The 16,866-nt window shown below is 37.9% G+C and carries 14 protein-coding genes; 6 read left to right on the top strand and 8 right to left on the bottom strand.

The window, feature by feature from the left end; all coding sequences use genetic code 11:
* Position 1: 1 nt before the first annotated feature.
* The 7 genes from OA84_RS03685 to OA84_RS11145 form a co-directional block, all read right to left on the bottom strand.
* Entirely contained in the window at positions 2–664 is a 663-nt protein-coding gene (locus OA84_RS03685; protein WP_039342391.1) for an aspartate/glutamate racemase family protein, read from the bottom strand.
* The gene (locus OA84_RS03680) at positions 661–1,614 is read right to left on the bottom strand and encodes an L-histidine N(alpha)-methyltransferase (RefSeq protein WP_039342389.1); all 954 of its coding nucleotides are present in this window, start codon (positions 1,612–1,614) and stop codon (positions 661–663) included. The genes OA84_RS03685 and OA84_RS03680 overlap by 4 nt, the downstream gene beginning before the upstream one ends.
* Positions 1,611–2,762 carry an ergothioneine biosynthesis protein EgtB gene (gene egtB, locus OA84_RS03675; protein WP_039342386.1) on the bottom strand — a complete coding sequence of 384 codons (1,152 nt, stop codon included), beginning with the start codon at positions 2,760–2,762 and terminating at the stop codon, positions 1,611–1,613. Before egtB ends, OA84_RS03680 begins: the two co-directional genes overlap by 4 nt.
* A 109-nt stretch (positions 2,763–2,871) precedes the next feature.
* Entirely contained in the window at positions 2,872–3,615 is a 744-nt protein-coding gene (fabG, locus tag OA84_RS03670; protein WP_039342385.1) for a 3-oxoacyl-[acyl-carrier-protein] reductase, read from the bottom strand.
* A gap of 10 nt (positions 3,616–3,625) precedes the next feature.
* Positions 3,626–4,360: a 16S rRNA (cytidine(1402)-2'-O)-methyltransferase gene (gene rsmI / locus OA84_RS03665; protein WP_039342382.1), complete on the bottom strand. Its 735-nt coding sequence runs from the start codon at positions 4,358–4,360 to the stop codon at positions 3,626–3,628.
* Complete coding sequence (murC, locus tag OA84_RS03660) at positions 4,361–5,737, bottom strand: UDP-N-acetylmuramate--L-alanine ligase (protein ID WP_156965026.1); 1,377 nt, start codon at positions 5,735–5,737, stop codon at positions 4,361–4,363.
* Between the two features lie 9 nt (positions 5,738–5,746).
* Positions 5,747–6,745, bottom strand: a complete 999-nt coding sequence (locus OA84_RS11145) for a hypothetical protein (RefSeq protein WP_052252091.1) — start codon at positions 6,743–6,745, stop codon at positions 5,747–5,749.
* A gap of 61 nt (positions 6,746–6,806) precedes the next feature.
* Between OA84_RS11145 and OA84_RS03650 the strand changes: the two genes are divergently transcribed.
* The 6 genes from OA84_RS03650 to OA84_RS03625 all read left to right on the top strand — a co-directional run bounded on the left by OA84_RS03650 (position 6,807) and on the right by OA84_RS03625 (position 15,189).
* Positions 6,807–7,397, top strand: coding sequence for a thymidine kinase (locus OA84_RS03650; protein WP_039342380.1), 591 nt, complete (start codon positions 6,807–6,809; stop codon positions 7,395–7,397).
* Complete coding sequence (locus tag OA84_RS03645; RefSeq protein ID WP_039342379.1) at positions 7,394–9,838, top strand: bifunctional UDP-N-acetylmuramoyl-tripeptide:D-alanyl-D-alanine ligase/alanine racemase; 2,445 nt, start codon at positions 7,394–7,396, stop codon at positions 9,836–9,838. The genes OA84_RS03650 and OA84_RS03645 overlap by 4 nt, the downstream gene beginning before the upstream one ends.
* 1 nt (position 9,839) lies before the next feature.
* Positions 9,840–12,002, top strand: coding sequence for a patatin-like phospholipase family protein (locus tag OA84_RS03640; RefSeq protein WP_052252090.1), 2,163 nt, complete (start codon positions 9,840–9,842; stop codon positions 12,000–12,002).
* A gap of 4 nt (positions 12,003–12,006) precedes the next feature.
* Complete coding sequence (ybeY, locus tag OA84_RS03635; RefSeq protein WP_039342378.1) at positions 12,007–12,414, top strand: rRNA maturation RNase YbeY; 408 nt, start codon at positions 12,007–12,009, stop codon at positions 12,412–12,414.
* A 72-nt stretch (positions 12,415–12,486) separates the two neighbouring features.
* Positions 12,487–14,346, top strand: a complete 1,860-nt coding sequence (gene mnmG / locus OA84_RS03630) for a tRNA uridine-5-carboxymethylaminomethyl(34) synthesis enzyme MnmG (RefSeq protein ID WP_039342377.1) — start codon at positions 12,487–12,489, stop codon at positions 14,344–14,346.
* 24 nt (positions 14,347–14,370) lie between these two features.
* Complete coding sequence (locus tag OA84_RS03625) at positions 14,371–15,189, top strand: class I SAM-dependent methyltransferase (RefSeq protein ID WP_039342376.1); 819 nt, start codon at positions 14,371–14,373, stop codon at positions 15,187–15,189.
* A gap of 321 nt (positions 15,190–15,510) precedes the next feature.
* Here the strand turns inward: OA84_RS03625 and OA84_RS03620 are convergent, their stop codons facing one another.
* A complete protein-coding gene (locus tag OA84_RS03620; RefSeq protein ID WP_039342755.1) occupies positions 15,511–16,701 on the bottom strand; it encodes a phosphoglycerate kinase in 1,191 nt (396 codons plus the stop codon).
* Positions 16,702–16,866 lie beyond the last annotated feature (165 nt).

Below are 16,866 nucleotides of genomic sequence, written 5' to 3'. Positions count from 1 at the left end.
TTCATTTTAGAAAATCTATAATCTGAAGTTCAGCCATATCAATACACCGCAAATTATCTTTCGGTGAAAAAACAGAAAGTTCCGTACATGCCAGAAGTACGGGACTTTTTGTGGTGTATTTTTCTATTAAATTTTGAAAATGTTTCACCTCATCAGCGGTTTGTGTTTCATTGTAAACCGCCTTTCGAAATGTGTCAAGCCAAGTTTGGTCAGCGCGATTTGGTTTTAAACTTTTGACGGCTTTTTGGGCAAATTTTTCGCAAATATATCTTCCGTTCATGGTGTAGAATGTTCCGAAAATGTAGATTTCAGAAATGGCTTTTTCCGTTAAATAATTAAAAGCCAAATCGACCGGATGATAAATCTCGAAAGGAAAATCAATTTTATCTAAAGTTTCGTGCAACGTAATATTCGGCACTAAAAGATGAGAAATTCCCATTTTGGAAATTTGGGCCAAATAGCTTTCTATTTTTGGAATTAAATTTTCAAAATTATTCGGCAAAAAAGGGTTTATTTCCTGAAAATCAATTTGATAAAGAAGCAGTTCACAAGTTGAAAATTCATCGTGAAGTAGCTGGTATCGGCGCTGAATTTCATTAAAGTAATAGGTCGTAGAAACGCGCCCCAAACCTAGAATACCTTTTTTTATTGAAGCCGCAATCATTTTTTGGTTAAAATATAATCTGCAAAATATCCCCTTTTATCAAGGAATTTTTCAGAAATTTCTAAACCCGATTCACTTATAAGTTCGTTTAAAATTTCATCGTTATACTTCCTAGAAATTTCGGTGTGAATGAGCTCATTCTCAGCAAAATGGAAGATTTGGTTTAAATTTTTAATAAAAACTTTTTGGTCTTTTTTGCTTTTCAAATAGCTTTTTGCAATTCCTTCGATTTCATCATATTCAGGCGCGTGCTCGAAATTTTCAAGGATAAAATCCGCTTCAAGCTCACGGTTAATTCTGCGAAGCAGATTCAGATTAAATTCGCGCGTAATCCCGGCTGCGTCGTTGTAGGCCGGAAGTACGATTTCTACAGGTTTAATTTGGTCCAAACCTAACAGCAATTTCTCATTTGGTTTTACATGTGCAGAAATTTGGTTCAGAAAATCTTTAGCGACTTGATCCGGCATATTTCCCAAAGTGGAACCTATGAATAACACCACTTTTGGTTTTTGCGACGCAATAAGTTCTTCCAAGACCTGAAAATAATCGCCTTGTTTGGGCAAAATTTCCAGATTTACCAAAACATCATCCAAGCGGCTTTCGATGACGTTTAGCGTATTTTGCGAAATATCCACCGGAATGTAGGTGAATCTGTATTTTTTCGCGAGTAAGGCCTTTAGCAAGTGCTGCGTCTTTTTACCGTCCCCGGCGCCCAATTCTATCAGTTCAAATTCTTTTTTCGGGTCAAGTTCAAACGATTTAATAATTGCTTCGCTTTGCTCTTTGAAAATCTCCATTTCCGCGTCGGTCAGGTAATACTCCGGCATGTTCATAATTTGCTGAAACAGCTTGTCGCCTGCTTTATCGTAAAAATATTGCGACGAAATATATTTCGGTGAATGCGAAAAACCGGTTTTAATATCTTCTAAAAAAGTAATGTCTTTTGTCATTTTGCTAATCGTATTCCGGTGATTTGCCAGCGGTGTTTGGGGTGAAAAAAGTTTCGGTAGGTTTTTCTTTCGTGGCCTTTTGGTGTTGCTGTAGAAGCACCGCGCAAAACCATCTGGCTTATCATAAATTTTCCATTGTACTCACCGACAGCGCCGTCAGCAATTTTAAAATTTGGATATGGTAAATACGCGGAATATGTCCATTCCCAGCGGTTTCCCCACTGTAGTTGATCTGCTGCTGCTTCCCATTCAAATTCCGTCGCTAACCGCAAACCTTTCCAGGTCGCAAAAGCCTGCGCTTCGTAAAAAGAAATATGTGCCAGAATATGTTGCGGTTGGAGCAGTTTTAAACCTTCTAAAGTATAGGAATACCATTTACTTTCAATTTTTTTCCAGTATAAAGGGCATTTTATTTCATTTTCTTGAACCCAGGACCAACCTTCATCTAACCAAAATTTAAAATTTTCATAGCCGGCGGCGTCGATAAATTCCAAATATTCGGCATTGGTAACGAGAGCTTTTGAGATGTGAAAATCGTGAAGAAAAACTTTATGCCGACCTTTTTCGTTATCGAAATGAAAACCTTCGCCTTCAAAACCGATATCATAAATTCCTTCATCCACCTGAAGCCAGCCTTCTTCGGCATTTTCCTGCGCGGTAAGGTTGAAGTCTTTTTTATAAACCGGATAAGTTGGATTGTAAGAAAAAGTATGTTTGAGATCGGTAATCAGCAGTTCCTGATGTTGCTGCTCGTGGTTAATTCCCAAGATAATCAGTTCTGCTAAAGCTTGGTCCTGATTGTTTTGAATCAAATTTGAAATGTGCTGATCAACGTAATTCCGGTAGTCATAAACCTCAGCTACAGCGGGTCTGGTAATGGTTCCGCGTTCGGTGCGGATTGCCCGATCACCCAAAGTTTGGTAATAGCTGTTGAAAAGAAAACCAAAATGTGGATTAAAAACCTGATAATCAGGTATGAATTTTTTAAGAATCATCTCCTCAAAAAACCAGGTGGAATGGCTTAAATGCCATTTCGGCGGACTGGCGAAATCCACAGGCTGCGGAATATAGTCCTCAATTTCCAAGGGTTTGCAAATCGCCACAGTCTGCGCACGCGTTTTCTGGAAAAGTTCTAATAATGAGCTCATACAATCATGGTAATTAAGAATAGTGGAATACAAAACATATTCCGCTATTCTTATTTACCTGCCACGCAAAAAATTTGGCGTGATTTGGAGCTTTTTTTGATTTTAGCTTTTATGTGAGCATTCCGCCGTCCACATTCAGAACCTGTCCGGTGATATAAGCGGCACGGTCGCTCGCCAGGAATACACAAGCGTTGGCTACATCTTCCGGCTGTCCACCGCGTTTCAAAGGTATCGATTCTCTCCATCCCTGAACGGTTTTTTCGTCTAAAGCTGCAGTCATTTCAGTTTCGATAAAGCCCGGCGCAATGGCGTTACAACGAATATTTCGGGAACCTAATTCCAGCGCGATCGATTTGGAAAATCCAATAACACCGGCTTTTGAAGCGGCATAATTTGCCTGACCTGCATTGCCTTTAATTCCAACAACGGAAGTCATATTGATGATGGAACCGGTTCTGGCCTTCATCATGGGTTTAATGACGGCTTTCGTAAGATTGAAAACGGAATCTAAATTCACTTTGATAATGGTGTCCCAATCGTCTTTGGACATGCGTAACATCAAATTATCACGGGTTATTCCGGCATTATTTATCAAAATATCGATTTTACCAAATTCTGCCAATACATCGGCAACCAACTGCTGCGCCGCGTCGTAATCTGAAGCATCGGATTGATAAGATTTTACCGTGGTCAGCTTGCCCAATTCTTCTTCCAGCGCTTTTGCTTTATCCACAGAACCTGCGTAAGTAAAAGCTACGTGGGCACCTTCTTTAGCAAAAACTTCTGCAATACCTTTTCCGATTCCGCGTGTTGCGCCCGTAATCAACGCAACCTTTCCTTCTAATAATCCCATATTCTCCCGTTTATTTTTCTGTTTTTTTGTATTTATTCTTAGACATCGGAATTTCTTCGCTGTCTTCTTTTACGATTACATTATTGATAATCAGCACGATTTCACCTTTTAAGGTTTTTGACTTTGAAAAATCAATAACTTCGTCGATTGTTCCGCGTTTGGTTTCTTCGAATTTTTTTGAAATTTCCCGGCTTAAACTCACCTTGGTTTCTTCACCAAAAAATTCCTTGATTTGTTCTAAAGTCGTATTAATCTTATGTGGACTTTCGTACAAAATAATGGTTTTTTTCTCCCCTGCCAGCTGCTTTAATTTAGTCTGACGCCCTTTTTTCTGAGGTAAAAAACCTACGAATAAAAATTCATTATTTGGTAAACCAGAAACTACTAAAGCAGGCACAAAAGCGGTCGCGCCAGGTAAACACTGCATTTCTAAATTTTCATCTGCAATGGCTTTTGCCAGTAAATATCCCGGATCTGAAATTCCCGGCGTGCCGGCGTCGGTAATTATGGCGATATTCTGACCATTTTTTAAATCTTCAATAACCTTCTGCGTGCTGTGATGCTCGTTGTGTAAATGATACGATTTCAGCGGTTTAGCTATTTCGTAATGTTTTAAAAGCACACCAGAAGTCCGCGTATCCTCACATAAAATATAATCCACCTCTTTCAGGATTTTTACCGCCCTGAAGGTCATATCTTCTAAATTCCCAATCGGTGTTGGAACAAAATACATTATTCCACTCATCTACAGATTTTCAAAAATATTTTTACAGAAAAGTTCCAGGCTTGGATCGCGCGCGCCCATTAAAAGCAAAAGTGTGCCTTCTTTCAATTCAGGTTGAAGTGTTTTAAGAAGGTTATTCCGATTTTCAATAAAATAGGCATTTTTGCCGTTATTTTTTATTCCTTCAATCAGGTCGTTTGCGGAAATATCTTTCACCGCGGTTCCGCCCGCGTAGAAAATTTCGCTCATCCAGATTTCATCTTGTGGGCGTAAAGCTGCTGAAATTTCTTCGATGAAATCGTCTTTCAGAAAACGCGTCGGACCATAACCGTGCGGCTGAAACCAAGCGATTACTTTCTTTGCTAAAGGTTGACAGGCTTTAATTGAAGCTGCGCATTTCGCGGGATTATGTGCGTAATCATCAATTACCCAAACACCGTTTTTCTTTCCGAGAATTTGGTGTCGGCGGTAAATTCCTTCATATTGTGCTAAACTTTCCGCGCAGATTTTCAGATCAACTCCGATTTGATTTGCAACCGCAATTGCGGCCGTAGCATTTTCTACGGAATGCTGTCCAAGCGAATTCATCTCGAATTTCTCTCCTTTCACTTTAAAGGTTAAAGACAAACCGCTTTGTTTAAAATTTTCGGCGGAATAACCGGCAGAATTATTTTCAAAACCAAAATCATGTGCTGAATCGGCAGAGAGTTTTTTTGCTAATGTATTGGACTGATTTACAATAAATAAGCCTCTGGTATTATTTTTAAAAGCGGTGAATAAATCCTGTAATTCATCAATTTCCTGATGATCTTTATCGATGTTTAAAAGCAAACCAATTTCAGGTTGATATTGCACAATGGAGCCGTCGCTTTCATCGGCTTCAATTATCAGCCACTCGCCTTTTCCTACGGCTGCATTACCTATTTTTCCGGTTTTAATGATGCTTGTTAAGCCCGCACCAGAAATAATGCTGGGATTCAGTTTAGCGTCAAGCAAAATTTGGTACAACATTGCTGAGGTTGTAGATTTCCCGGATGTTCCGGCAACCGCGATGGTTTTTTTACTTTCAGCAATTATTGCAAGAAGTTCGCTGCGTTTTATGATTGGAATACCGAGTTCTTTTGCTTTTTTTACTTCGAAAACCGTATCTTCAATCGCAGTGGAAACTACGATTAAATCTGTTTTCTCGGTGATTCCGCTGCCGTTCTGAACAAAGCACTCAATTCCTTCGTTTTCCAGCTGTTCGCGCGTTTTATTAAATTCATCAGCATGAAAATAGCGGTCGCTGCCGCTTACTTTTTTACCAATTCCTTTCAGATATTGCGCAATGGCGCTCATTCCCACGCCTGCAATGCCAATAAAAAAAACGCTGTTAAAATCCTCTATTTTTTTAATCATCAATCAACCTTACATGAATTTATTTTCAACCAAACTCCAGAGCCGCTGCGCATATTCATCAGATTTTGCCCAGTTTCTTTCGTGATACAGCTCGCTGAGATAACTTTTTGCTTCGTCCAAAGTTTTAAAGCTGTTTAACTCCGCAATTGCTGTCGATAATTCCTCAGAATTTCCGTTAAAAAGGCTTTTCGTAAAAGCAACTTTGTCATTTAAATCCAAACGGAATTCCGGTTTGCGTCTTTCAGCTTCCATAAAATCCGTCTGAACATTGGTTTTCAAAATACTCCCTTTTTCCGGCTGCATTTCTTTCTCTTCTTCCAGCGGATCATTATCAAAAATTTGCTTTACGGCTTTTAATCCTTTGATATGAGCGAGTTTGAATTTTTTTTCTGCCTGCTGAAGGGGAGTTTCCTCATTATGAGAACTTTCTTCAGTTGGCTGCGCTTCCTGTGCGTGTTTGCTGATTTCTACAATTTGCCGACGCCGCGCTTCGGTTTCTTCCAGTTCTCTTTCTTTCTGCGCGATAATATCGGCGCTTGTGGAATTTTCTAAAATATGCTGTTCTTCGTTAAAAGCGCGCGCTTCCTCAACATTAATATTGTACTGCTTTTGCTCCTTGCTAAAATTCGGATCCGGTAAAATTTCCTCGTGTTCAGGTGTTTTGGCAGGTTCTTCAGGTTCAATCGCATTCAGCTCGTTGGTAAACAGAACTTCTTCTTCAATGACATCTTCGGGAAAAGACGAATCATCGAAATTTTCTTCCTGGTAAAAGGCGGTTTTTTTCTGATTTTCTTTAACGGAAAGCGAATCATTAAAATCTTTAAAAATCTGCTCAAAACCCTCGGAATTTTTTTCCAGAATTCTCAGAAATGCCACTCTGTCCGTAACTTCGCTGAACAAGTCGTGTTTTGCCAGCAGCTCATCAACCGATGCTATTTTCCCCAGTGTTTCTAAAATTGTTTTGGTTTCAAAAAAAATTTTATCCTGTATATCTTGAAGATTCTGCATATCAGTTTCTTATTAAATTTCCGTAATTTTGGCCTTTAAATTCTTACGGCTAAATTAACAAATGTTTTTAGAAAATACAATTAATCACGCAAAACAAAGCGGTTGGATGGAAGTCATCTGCGGCTCTATGTTTTCAGGGAAAACAGAGGAATTAATCCGCAGACTGCGCCGCGCTGAAATGGCTGGGCAAAGCGTGGAGATTTTTAAGCCGAAACTCGATACGCGCTATGCAGAGGAAGAAGTGGTATCTCACAATCAAAATAAAATCCGAAGTACACCGGTAGAAAGCCCGAACGAAATTTTACTGCTTGGCAGCACCTGCGATGTTGTGGGAATCGATGAAGCACAGTTTTTCGATGAAAGCATTGTAGAAGTAGCTAATAAACTGGCTAACAGTGGTGTTAGAGTGGTGATTGCGGGACTTGATATGGATTTTTTGGGGCGTCCCTTCGGTCCGATGCCAAACCTGATGGCAACCGCAGAATATGTAACCAAAGTGCACGCGATTTGTAAAAGAACCGGAAATTTAGCCAACCATTCGATGAGAATTTCTGCAAATACCGATTTGGTGCAGCTTGGTGAAACCGACAGTTACGAAGCAGTAAGCAGAAAAGTTTTCAATGAAGAATACCTGAATAGGCCAACCGAATGAACTATACAGCCCAAGAAATCACAGAAATTACCGGATCAAAACTGATTGGTAATCCCGATGTCACCATAAAAAATATCGCTTACGACAGCAGAAATATTTATTCTGTAGCAGATACCGCATTTGTTGCCATTACAACGGCTAAAAATTCAGGTGAAAAATATATCCACTCGGTTATTGAAAAGGGAATTATGGTAATTATTGCGGAAAATTATTTACCGCAATTCTCCGACGTTACTTGGATTATTGTAGAAAATTCGCTGCTGTTTCTGCAAAATTTTGCTAAATACCATTTAGAGCAGTTTCAGCTGAAAACCATTGGAATTACCGGCAGCAACGGAAAAACAATTGTTAAAGAATGGCTTTACCAGTCGCTTTTTCATGATTTTACCACTGTTAAAAGCCCCAAAAGTTTTAATTCACAATTAGGTCTTCCGCTTTCACTTTTAGAAATAAAGCACAAACATCAACTCGGAATTTTCGAAGTCGGCATTTCAAAACCGGGTGAAATGGAAATTCTGGAAAATATTTTTTCACCGAAAATTGGAATTCTCACCTATATCGGTACCGCACACTCGGTAAATTTTGAAGATATATATGAAATCATTTCCGAGAAGATTAAGCTTTTTCAGCATTCGAAATTGATTATTTTCAATGGCGACAATGCTGCGGTAAAAAGTGTGATGGAAGAAAAATATCCTGCTAAAAGGCTAATTTCTTTCGGTTTTCATAGCGAGAACAATTTGCACGTCGTAGGAAACTGGACGGACCGCACGCAGGAAATTTCCGTGAGCTATTTGGGTGAAAAATTCTCTTTTCCGGTTTCCCAGCGTGACGAAGCGACAATCAGCAATGTGCTTTGTGTAATTGCGGTTTTAAAAGAGTTTAAATTTACAAACGACCAGATTGTCCGCCGATTAAACAGTTTGAAAGCCATCGAAATGCGGCTCGAAAGTGTCATCGGTGTTCGTAATAATTTGATCATCAATGATTCTTTTAATCTGGATGTCGATTCGCTGAAAATTGCTTATCAAAATATTAAAGAATATAATAAGCCGCAAAAATGCCTGATTTTGACGGATTTTGTGGAAGGAAAAAATTCACAGGAGCTGTATCACGAAGTTTCTACATTAACAAATCAGCAAAATTTCGACCAAATTTTTCTCGTAGGTTCGGAAATCACACAGCACGAAGGACTTTTTAAAAATGAAACGCATACCTTCACCACAACTCAGGAATTAATTGACAGTCACCAACTTAACCTTGTTGAAAATCATTTAATTCTGCTAAAAGGTGCGCGGAAATTTGAAATTGAAAGGGTAAAGACTTTTCTGGAACTTCAAAAGCACGACACGGTTTTAGAAATTAATCTGAACTCAATTTTACACAACATCAACGTTCATAAATCGCTGCTAAATCCTGAAACCAAAATGATGGCGATGGTTAAAGCGTATTCTTATGGGCTTGGTGGATACGAAATCGCGGAATTTCTTCAACATCACCACATTGATTATTTAGGTGTTGCTTATGCTGATGAAGGTATAGATTTGCGGAAAAACGGCATTACAACACCAATTATGGTGATGAATCCTGAGCAGCACAGCTATAACAGCATAATTGATTTTAATCTGGAACCGGAAATTTACAGCTTCCGAGTGCTGGTCTTATTCAATGAAAAGCTGCTTCAAAAGGGAATTATGCAAACGTATCCAATTCACATTAAATTGGAAACGGGAATGCACCGGCTCGGATTTAAAACTGAAGAATTACCGGAGCTAATTTCGAAACTTCGAGGAATGAACGTGAAGGTAAAATCCATATTCAGTCACTTAAGTTCTGCCGATGATGAAAACGAAAATGCGTACACATTGGAACAGATTGGAATTTTCGAAAAAAATGCCAATTTCTTAACCAAAAATTTAGGTTACCAACCCATTCGCCATATTCTGAACAGCACCGGAATTGTAAACTTTTCCGCATATCAATTCGAAATGGTTCGCATCGGAATTGGAATGGTTGGAATTAGCAGCAATTTTGAAATTTCAAAAAGACTCAAAAGCGCAGTTACCTTTAAGACCGTGATTTCCCAAATTTCGGAGGTTAAAAAAGGTGAATCTGTGGGATATAACCGTAAATTTAAAGCTGAAAAAGACACCAAAATCGCAACAATCCCGGTGGGTTATGCCGACGGTATTCCGCGGTTATTGGGAAATAAGGTGGGTGTGGTTGGAATTCAGAACCGCATTTTCCCGATTGTCGGAAATGTTTGTATGGACATGCTGATGGTTGATCTTGGTAATGCATCGATAAAGGAAGGTGAAGAGGTAATTTTGTTCAACTCCTGCCCTTCGCTGGAACAATTTGCAGAAAGCTGTTCTACCATTCCATACGAAGTTTTAACTTCAATTTCGCGTCGGGTAAAACGAATATACATCAAAGATTAAAATGAAAAAATTTGCCGTTTTATGCCTGTTTTTTTTAAGTTTACAATGGTCAGCCCAGGTAAAAGAAGGCTTTAAAATTCCGAAAAACCCAAAAATCGGTTTGTCGCTTTCAGGCGGTGGCGCCAAAGGTTTTGCGCATATTGGTGTTTTAAAAGTTTTGGATTCTTTGGGTGTAAAAATCGACTATATTTCAGGCACGAGTATGGGCGCAATTGTTGGAGGTTTGTATGCCTCCGGTTATACCGGTAAAGAAATTGAAAAAATCGTGATGGATACGGACTTCTACTCCATCATCGCGAATGAAAAAACCCGTCAGGAATCCTCTTTTTTCAACAAATCAGTCGACAAATATATTCTTTCAATCCCCATTAAAGACGGAAAAATTAATGTTTTACCGAGAGCAATTTCTACCGGGCAAAAGAACATTTATTTATTAAAGGAACTTTTCAAAAACGTTTCAACAATCAGTGATTTTTCGAAATTGCCGATTCCGTTTATGGCGGTCGCTACCAATCTGGAAAGCGGTAAAATGGAAGTGTTTGAGAAGGGTGATCTGGTTTCAGCAATTATGGCCAGTTCTGCTTTTCCCGGGCTGCTGAATCCGGTTAAAATTGGTGATTCGCTATACATCGATGGTGCGATGACGGTAAATTACCCATCAAAACCGCTAAAAGAAAAAGGTATTGATGTGGTCATCGGTGTAGATTTAAGTCAGGGACTTGCCAGCCGAAAAAATCTGGAATCCGCGATTTCGATTTTAAACCAGGTCATCGATTTTGGTATTCAGAAAGAAACCAAAAACCAGTATTCCTACACTGATATTAATATTCACCCCGATTTGGCCGGTTCTGGTGCCACTAGTTATGATGCGAAAAAAGCAATCCTCGACTCTGGGTATGTAGAAGCTAAAAAATATGCTGATATTCTTGAAAAGTTACCGAAAAGGAAGCAGGAATTATTGCGTGCACCGCTGAGTTCAATATATTCCAATGTTTATAAAATAGACAGTTTGGATGTTGAAAATAATCTTATTTTCCGGAAGAATTACATACAGGGAAAAATGAATTTAAAAATTCCGTCACTTCAAACGTACGGAAGCATCAATAAAATGGTTGATAAGCTGTACGCAACGAACAATTACCGGCTTATTAATTATGACATTATCCAGGGCGGCGACCAAAACTATTTAAAACTGAATGTAACAGAAGACGACACGAGATTTTTCCTGAAATTTGGCTTGCATTATGATGAAGTTTTCAAGACCGGTTTGCTTGTAAATGCAACCGCTAAAAGGCTGCTTTTTCAAAACTCGACGGTGTCGCTGGATTTGGTTGTAGGAGATCAGCCACGCTATTATTTCAATTATTTTATTGATAACGGGTATATTCCTGGTTTTGGAGTTTACGCATCCGGAATGTCCTTAGAATTGCAGGATGCAGCAGGAAATTTAAATGAAAAGTGGAACTGGTTTCGTAACGAAGCATTTCTGCAATCTATTTGGCGTGATAAATTTGCGATCGGCGGCGGTCTTAGTCACGACTATTTTGAATCTAAACTTGTAGGTCAAACCACATACAGCGACTCTGATAATTTTTTAAATGCCTATGTTTTTATAAAAACCGATACGCAGGACGACCGAAATTTCCCCACAAGAGGATTTTTGCTAAATGCCGAAGGGAAATTATTAGACATTTTTAATAATAAAAATGACGGTAAAACTTTTCAGCTAAAGGTTAATTCAAATCTAAACTTCCCGCTTACTTCGTGGTTAACCTACAAATTAAAGCTTTTCGGTGGTTTTACTGTTGGTGAAACTTTAAGCAAGTATTATCAATATCGCCTTGGTGGAATTTTTGACCAGAATTTGGGCAATTTTAACAGTTTGGGTGGTTATGAATTTGGAGAAAAATCCGGTGAAAATATGCTGATGAATTCTAATAATCTGCAGTTTAATATTTACAAAAACTATTTCGTAGAAGCCAGCTTTAGTTTAGCAAATATTTTCAACGATTATAAAGTAGATGAAATTTTACACGTTACTGATTCTTCGGCGGGAATTACCGCGGGTTACAAATCACCGTTCGGACAGATTAAATTAAATTACAGCCAGTCTTTACAGGAGAAAAAAGGTTTAATAAGCGTGATTCTCGGTCATTGGTTTTAAAATTATGATATATTATTTTTTTGAAGATATAAACGAAATAACCATTGAACCGAGCACTTCAGTGTGGTTAGAAGAGATTATTTCTCTTGAAGGAAAAAAAACGGGTAAAATTAACTACATTTTTTGCACGGATGAAGGTTTGCTGAAGGTGAATCAGGATTACCTTCAGCATGATTACTATACGGACATCATAACCTTTGATTATGTGAAGGGTAAAAATATTTCCGCTGATATTTTCGTATCTTTGCCCCGCATTTTAGAAAATGCTGAAAAACTTGCGAAAAATTTTAATCAAGAGTTTCACCGCGTTTTAGCACATGGTATTTTACACCTATGTGGCTATAAAGATAAAAGCGAAGAGGAAGTAAAAATTATGCGACAAAAAGAAGATTTTTATTTAAACCTGCTTTAAAATTTCGAAAAAATTTCCCCCTCTTTTGCTGTTTTTTTTTAAAGTTTCACGTGAAACATTTTAGAAGATATTATGATAAACGATATATATGACGTCATTGTAGTTGGCGCCGGGCATGCAGGTTCAGAAGCTGCAGCTGCCGCAGCGAACCTCGGATCAAAAACACTTTTGATCACAATGAACATGCAGACGATCGGACAAATGTCCTGTAATCCGGCTATGGGCGGAATTGCAAAAGGACAGATCGTTCGGGAAATTGATGCGATGGGTGGTTATTCCGGCATCGTTTCGGATAAATCTGCAATTCAGTTTAAAATGCTGAATCTTTCAAAAGGTCCGGCAATGTGGTCACCAAGAACGCAGAATGACCGAATGCTATTTGCCGAAGAATGGCGGATTGCTTTAGAACAGACACCAAATCTGGACTTTTTTCAGGATATGGTGAAAAGTTTAATTATAGAAAATGACACTGTAGCAGGTGTCGTAACTTCGCTTGGTTTAAAGATAAAAGCAAAATCTGTTGTTTTAACCAACGGAACTTTTCTTAATGGTTTAATTCACGTTGGGGATAAGCAACTTGGTGGCGGAAGAATGGGTGAACCACGAGCTGTAGGAATAACAGAGCAGCTTATTTCACTCGGTTTTGAAGCGGGCCGTATGAAAACCGGAACACCTCCGCGTGTTGACGGCAGAACGTTGGACTATTCCAAAATGGAAGAACAAAAAGGTGATGAATACCCTCAAAGGTTTTCCTTTTTAGACACACCAAAAATGACAAAACAAATGAGTTGTCATATTGTGTACACGAACGAAATAGTTCATGAAATCTTACGCGAAGGTTTTGACAGAAGTCCGATGTTTAACGGCACAATTCAAAGCACGGGCCCGCGCTATTGCCCAAGTATTGAAGATAAAATAAATAGGTTTGCAGAACGTGAAAGACATCAGCTTTTTGTAGAGCCGGAAGGTTGGCGAACTGTAGAAATGTATATTAATGGTTTTAGTTCTTCACTTCCTGAAGAGGTTCAGTTGAAAGCGATGCGTCATATTCCAGGCTTTGAAAATGCCAAAGTTTTCAGACCAGGTTATGCAATAGAATATGATTACTTCCCTCCTACTCAGCTTACCCATACCTTAGAAACTAAACTTATAAATAACCTTTATTTTGCAGGACAAATTAATGGCACAACAGGTTACGAAGAAGCAGCTGGACAAGGTCTAATGGCAGGTATTAATGCACACAATAAAGTTCATGGTAAAGATGCTTTCACTTTAAACAGAGATGAAGCATATATTGGAGTTCTGATTGACGATTTAATTACAAAAGGAACTGAAGAACCGTACCGAATGTTTACCTCGCGCGCTGAATATCGCCTCTTGTTGCGTCAGGATAATGCTGATATTCGTCTTACCGAAAAATCGTACAATTTAGGTTTAGCCAGCGCAGAGCGACTTGAAAAAGTTCAAAAGAAGATCGAAGAAAGCGACAAACTTGAAATGTTTCTAAAAAATACATCATTAAAACCAGGTGATATAAATCCAATTTTAGCTGAAATTCAATCTTCACCTGTTGATCAGGCTTTTAAAACTGCGAACATTTTAACACGTCCAAATATGACGCTGGAGAAATTGGAACAGATAGATTTAATTAAAGATTATACCGCCAATTTTGCACCTGAAATTAAAGAGCAGGCTGAAATAAATATTAAGTACAAAGGATACATTGATAAAGAACGCGACAATGTCGCAAAACTTCAGAAATTGGAAACTATTAAAATACCTGAAAATTTTAACTACTCAACTTTGAAGTCATTATCAACTGAAGCGCGACAAAAATTAGATAAAATTAGGCCAAAAACCATTGCACAAGCTGGTAGGATTAGTGGTGTATCGCCTTCTGACATTAATATTTTGCTGATTTATTTAAAATAATGTTTCACGTGAAACAAATATTTAATGAAAATAAAAGATCATTTTCTTACACAAGAAACCTTTGAGCTAAAAGAAACTGAAATTCCGGGTATTTGGAAAACACATCAAGTTCCAAAAGATCTTTCTAAATACTACCAAAGCGAAAATTATATATCTCATCATCAGGATTCCGGCAGTTTAAAAGAAAAAGTTTACAAATTTCTGCAAAACTTTAATTTAGATTATAAGAAAAAAATCCTTCTGGAGCAGGTAAAAATTGGTTCAAGCGTTTTAGATTATGGTTGTGGTGCGGGAGAATTTTTAAAAAAAATCGAGGGAGACTTTAAAATTTATGGCTTTGAACCAAATGAGACCGCTAGAAGTTTTGCACAAAAAAAGGTATCTTCCGGAAAATTTATTTCAACCTTAGAGGAAGTTGAAAACAATTCATTAGATGCAATTACGCTGTGGCATGTTTTTGAGCACATAGAAAATCAGCAGGAAATTCTGGAAATATTTTATCACAAACTTTCAGCAAACGGAAAACTAATAATAGCTGTACCAAATCCAACGTCTCACGATGCAAAAAAATATAAAGAGTTTTGGGCAGCTTATGATGTCCCGCGACATATATTTCATTTCTCAAAAAACGGAATGCTGAAATTAATGAACAGTGAAAAATGGAAAGTGAAAAAAATAAAACCGCTCCTACTTGATGCGTACTACATTTCAGCTTTGAGCGAAAAATATAAAAAATCACGCATATTTTGGCTAAAAGGACTGCTCTACGGCTCGATTTCTAATTTTAAGGCATCAAAAACCGGCGAATATTCCAGCTTGATATACATTATCGAAAAAAAATAGTTATTGGATTTTTGCGGTATTTATAGAAGCCAAATTTACAGCTTTTCCACACAATTTTCGAAAAAAGCGAAAAACGCTCGTTTTACCAGGAATTTTTTTTGAGAATTAAAGGAAGTTAAATTTTACCAATCAGGAACTTCAGAATTTCAACGTAGTTTTCAAAAATGAAAAATATCCTGTTTTAGCAGGATATTTTATTTTGATGTAATTGAAGCAAATTTAACTTTACTAAAAAGCAAAAACTCAATATAATAACTGTAGTTTTCAAAATGAAAAAATTTCCTGTGTTAGCAGGAAATTTTTTTTTATTAAATATATACTTTATTGATTAATCGCTTTTACTCCGGGAAGCTCTTTTCCTTCCAAACTTTCCAGCATTGCTCCACCGCCGGTGGAAACGTAACTCACTTTATCTTCGTAACCAAACTTTTTAACAAAAGCCACACTATCGCCACCACCAACTAATGAAAATGCACCTAATTTCGTTGCTTCTGCAATGCTGTCACCTAAAGATATAGTTCCAGCCGCGAAATTTGGCATTTCAAAAACACCGATGGGACCATTCCATAAAATGGTGCGGCATTTCATCACCACGTCATTGAATAACAAACGGGATTTGGTTCCGGCATCCAAGCCCATCCAACCAGGTTCAATATCATAAATATCTACTTCTTTTGTATCTGCGTCATTATTGAATTCATCAGCCATAATAACATCTACCGGCAGATGTACATCAACATTCAGCCGTTTTGCTTTTTCTAAAATTTCAAGCGCTAAACCAAGTTTATCCTCCTCTACTATAGAATTTCCAACTTCACCACCGAGTGCTTTAATGAAAGTAAAAGCCATACCGCCGCCGATAAGCAGATGATCTATAGCCGGAAGCATATTTTCAATTATAGTAATTTTTGACGAAACTTTTGAACCTCCCAAAATTGCTAAAACAGGCTTTTCACCATTTTTCAGCACTTTATCAATCGCTTCTAATTCTTTCGCCATCAATAAACCGAAAAATTTAGTTGAAGGAAAAAACTGTGCGATTACTGCGGTAGAAGCATGCTCGCGATGTGCGGTTCCGAAGGCATCGTTTACAAAAGCATCGGCATACGAGGCTAATTTTTTAGCAAATTCTACATCACCGTTTTCTTCCTGCTCATAAAAGCGTACATTTTCTAAAAGTAAAATTTCTCCGTCTTTCAGATCATTAGTCATTTTTTGCGCATCTTCGCTCATACAATCCTCACAAAACTTTACGGTTTTACCGAAAACTTCTTCAATTTCCGGAATGAGATTTTTCATCGAAAATTCTTCACAGAACTTACCTTTTGGCCGACCGAGATGTGAAAGCAAAATCACAGAACCACCGTCGTTTAAAATCTTTTCAATTGTCGGTTTTACAGCTTGAATTCTGGTGTTATCGGTAACTTTTAAGTCAGCGCTTTGCGGAACATTGAAATCCACCCGAACCAGAGCCTTTTTTTCTTTAAAGTTAAAATCGTTAATTGTCTTCATAAAAATCCCGGTTTTTAAGTTTAACAAATGTAAGATTAATTCCTTCGTCTGGAAATTATTTTCATTTTTAAATTCCACAAAACTCTTTCATTCATTTTCTCACCAGTAAACTCTTTTTTATAAATAGAGAATATGAATAGTGTTGTTGTAGGTTACGGTTTTGCA

It is taken from the genome of Kaistella solincola, from assembly GCF_000812875.1.
Taxonomy (GTDB): domain Bacteria; phylum Bacteroidota; class Bacteroidia; order Flavobacteriales; family Weeksellaceae; genus Kaistella; species Kaistella solincola.
The sequence above is the reverse complement of the archived record's forward strand: the minus strand, read 5'-3'. Positions and strand labels throughout refer to the sequence as shown.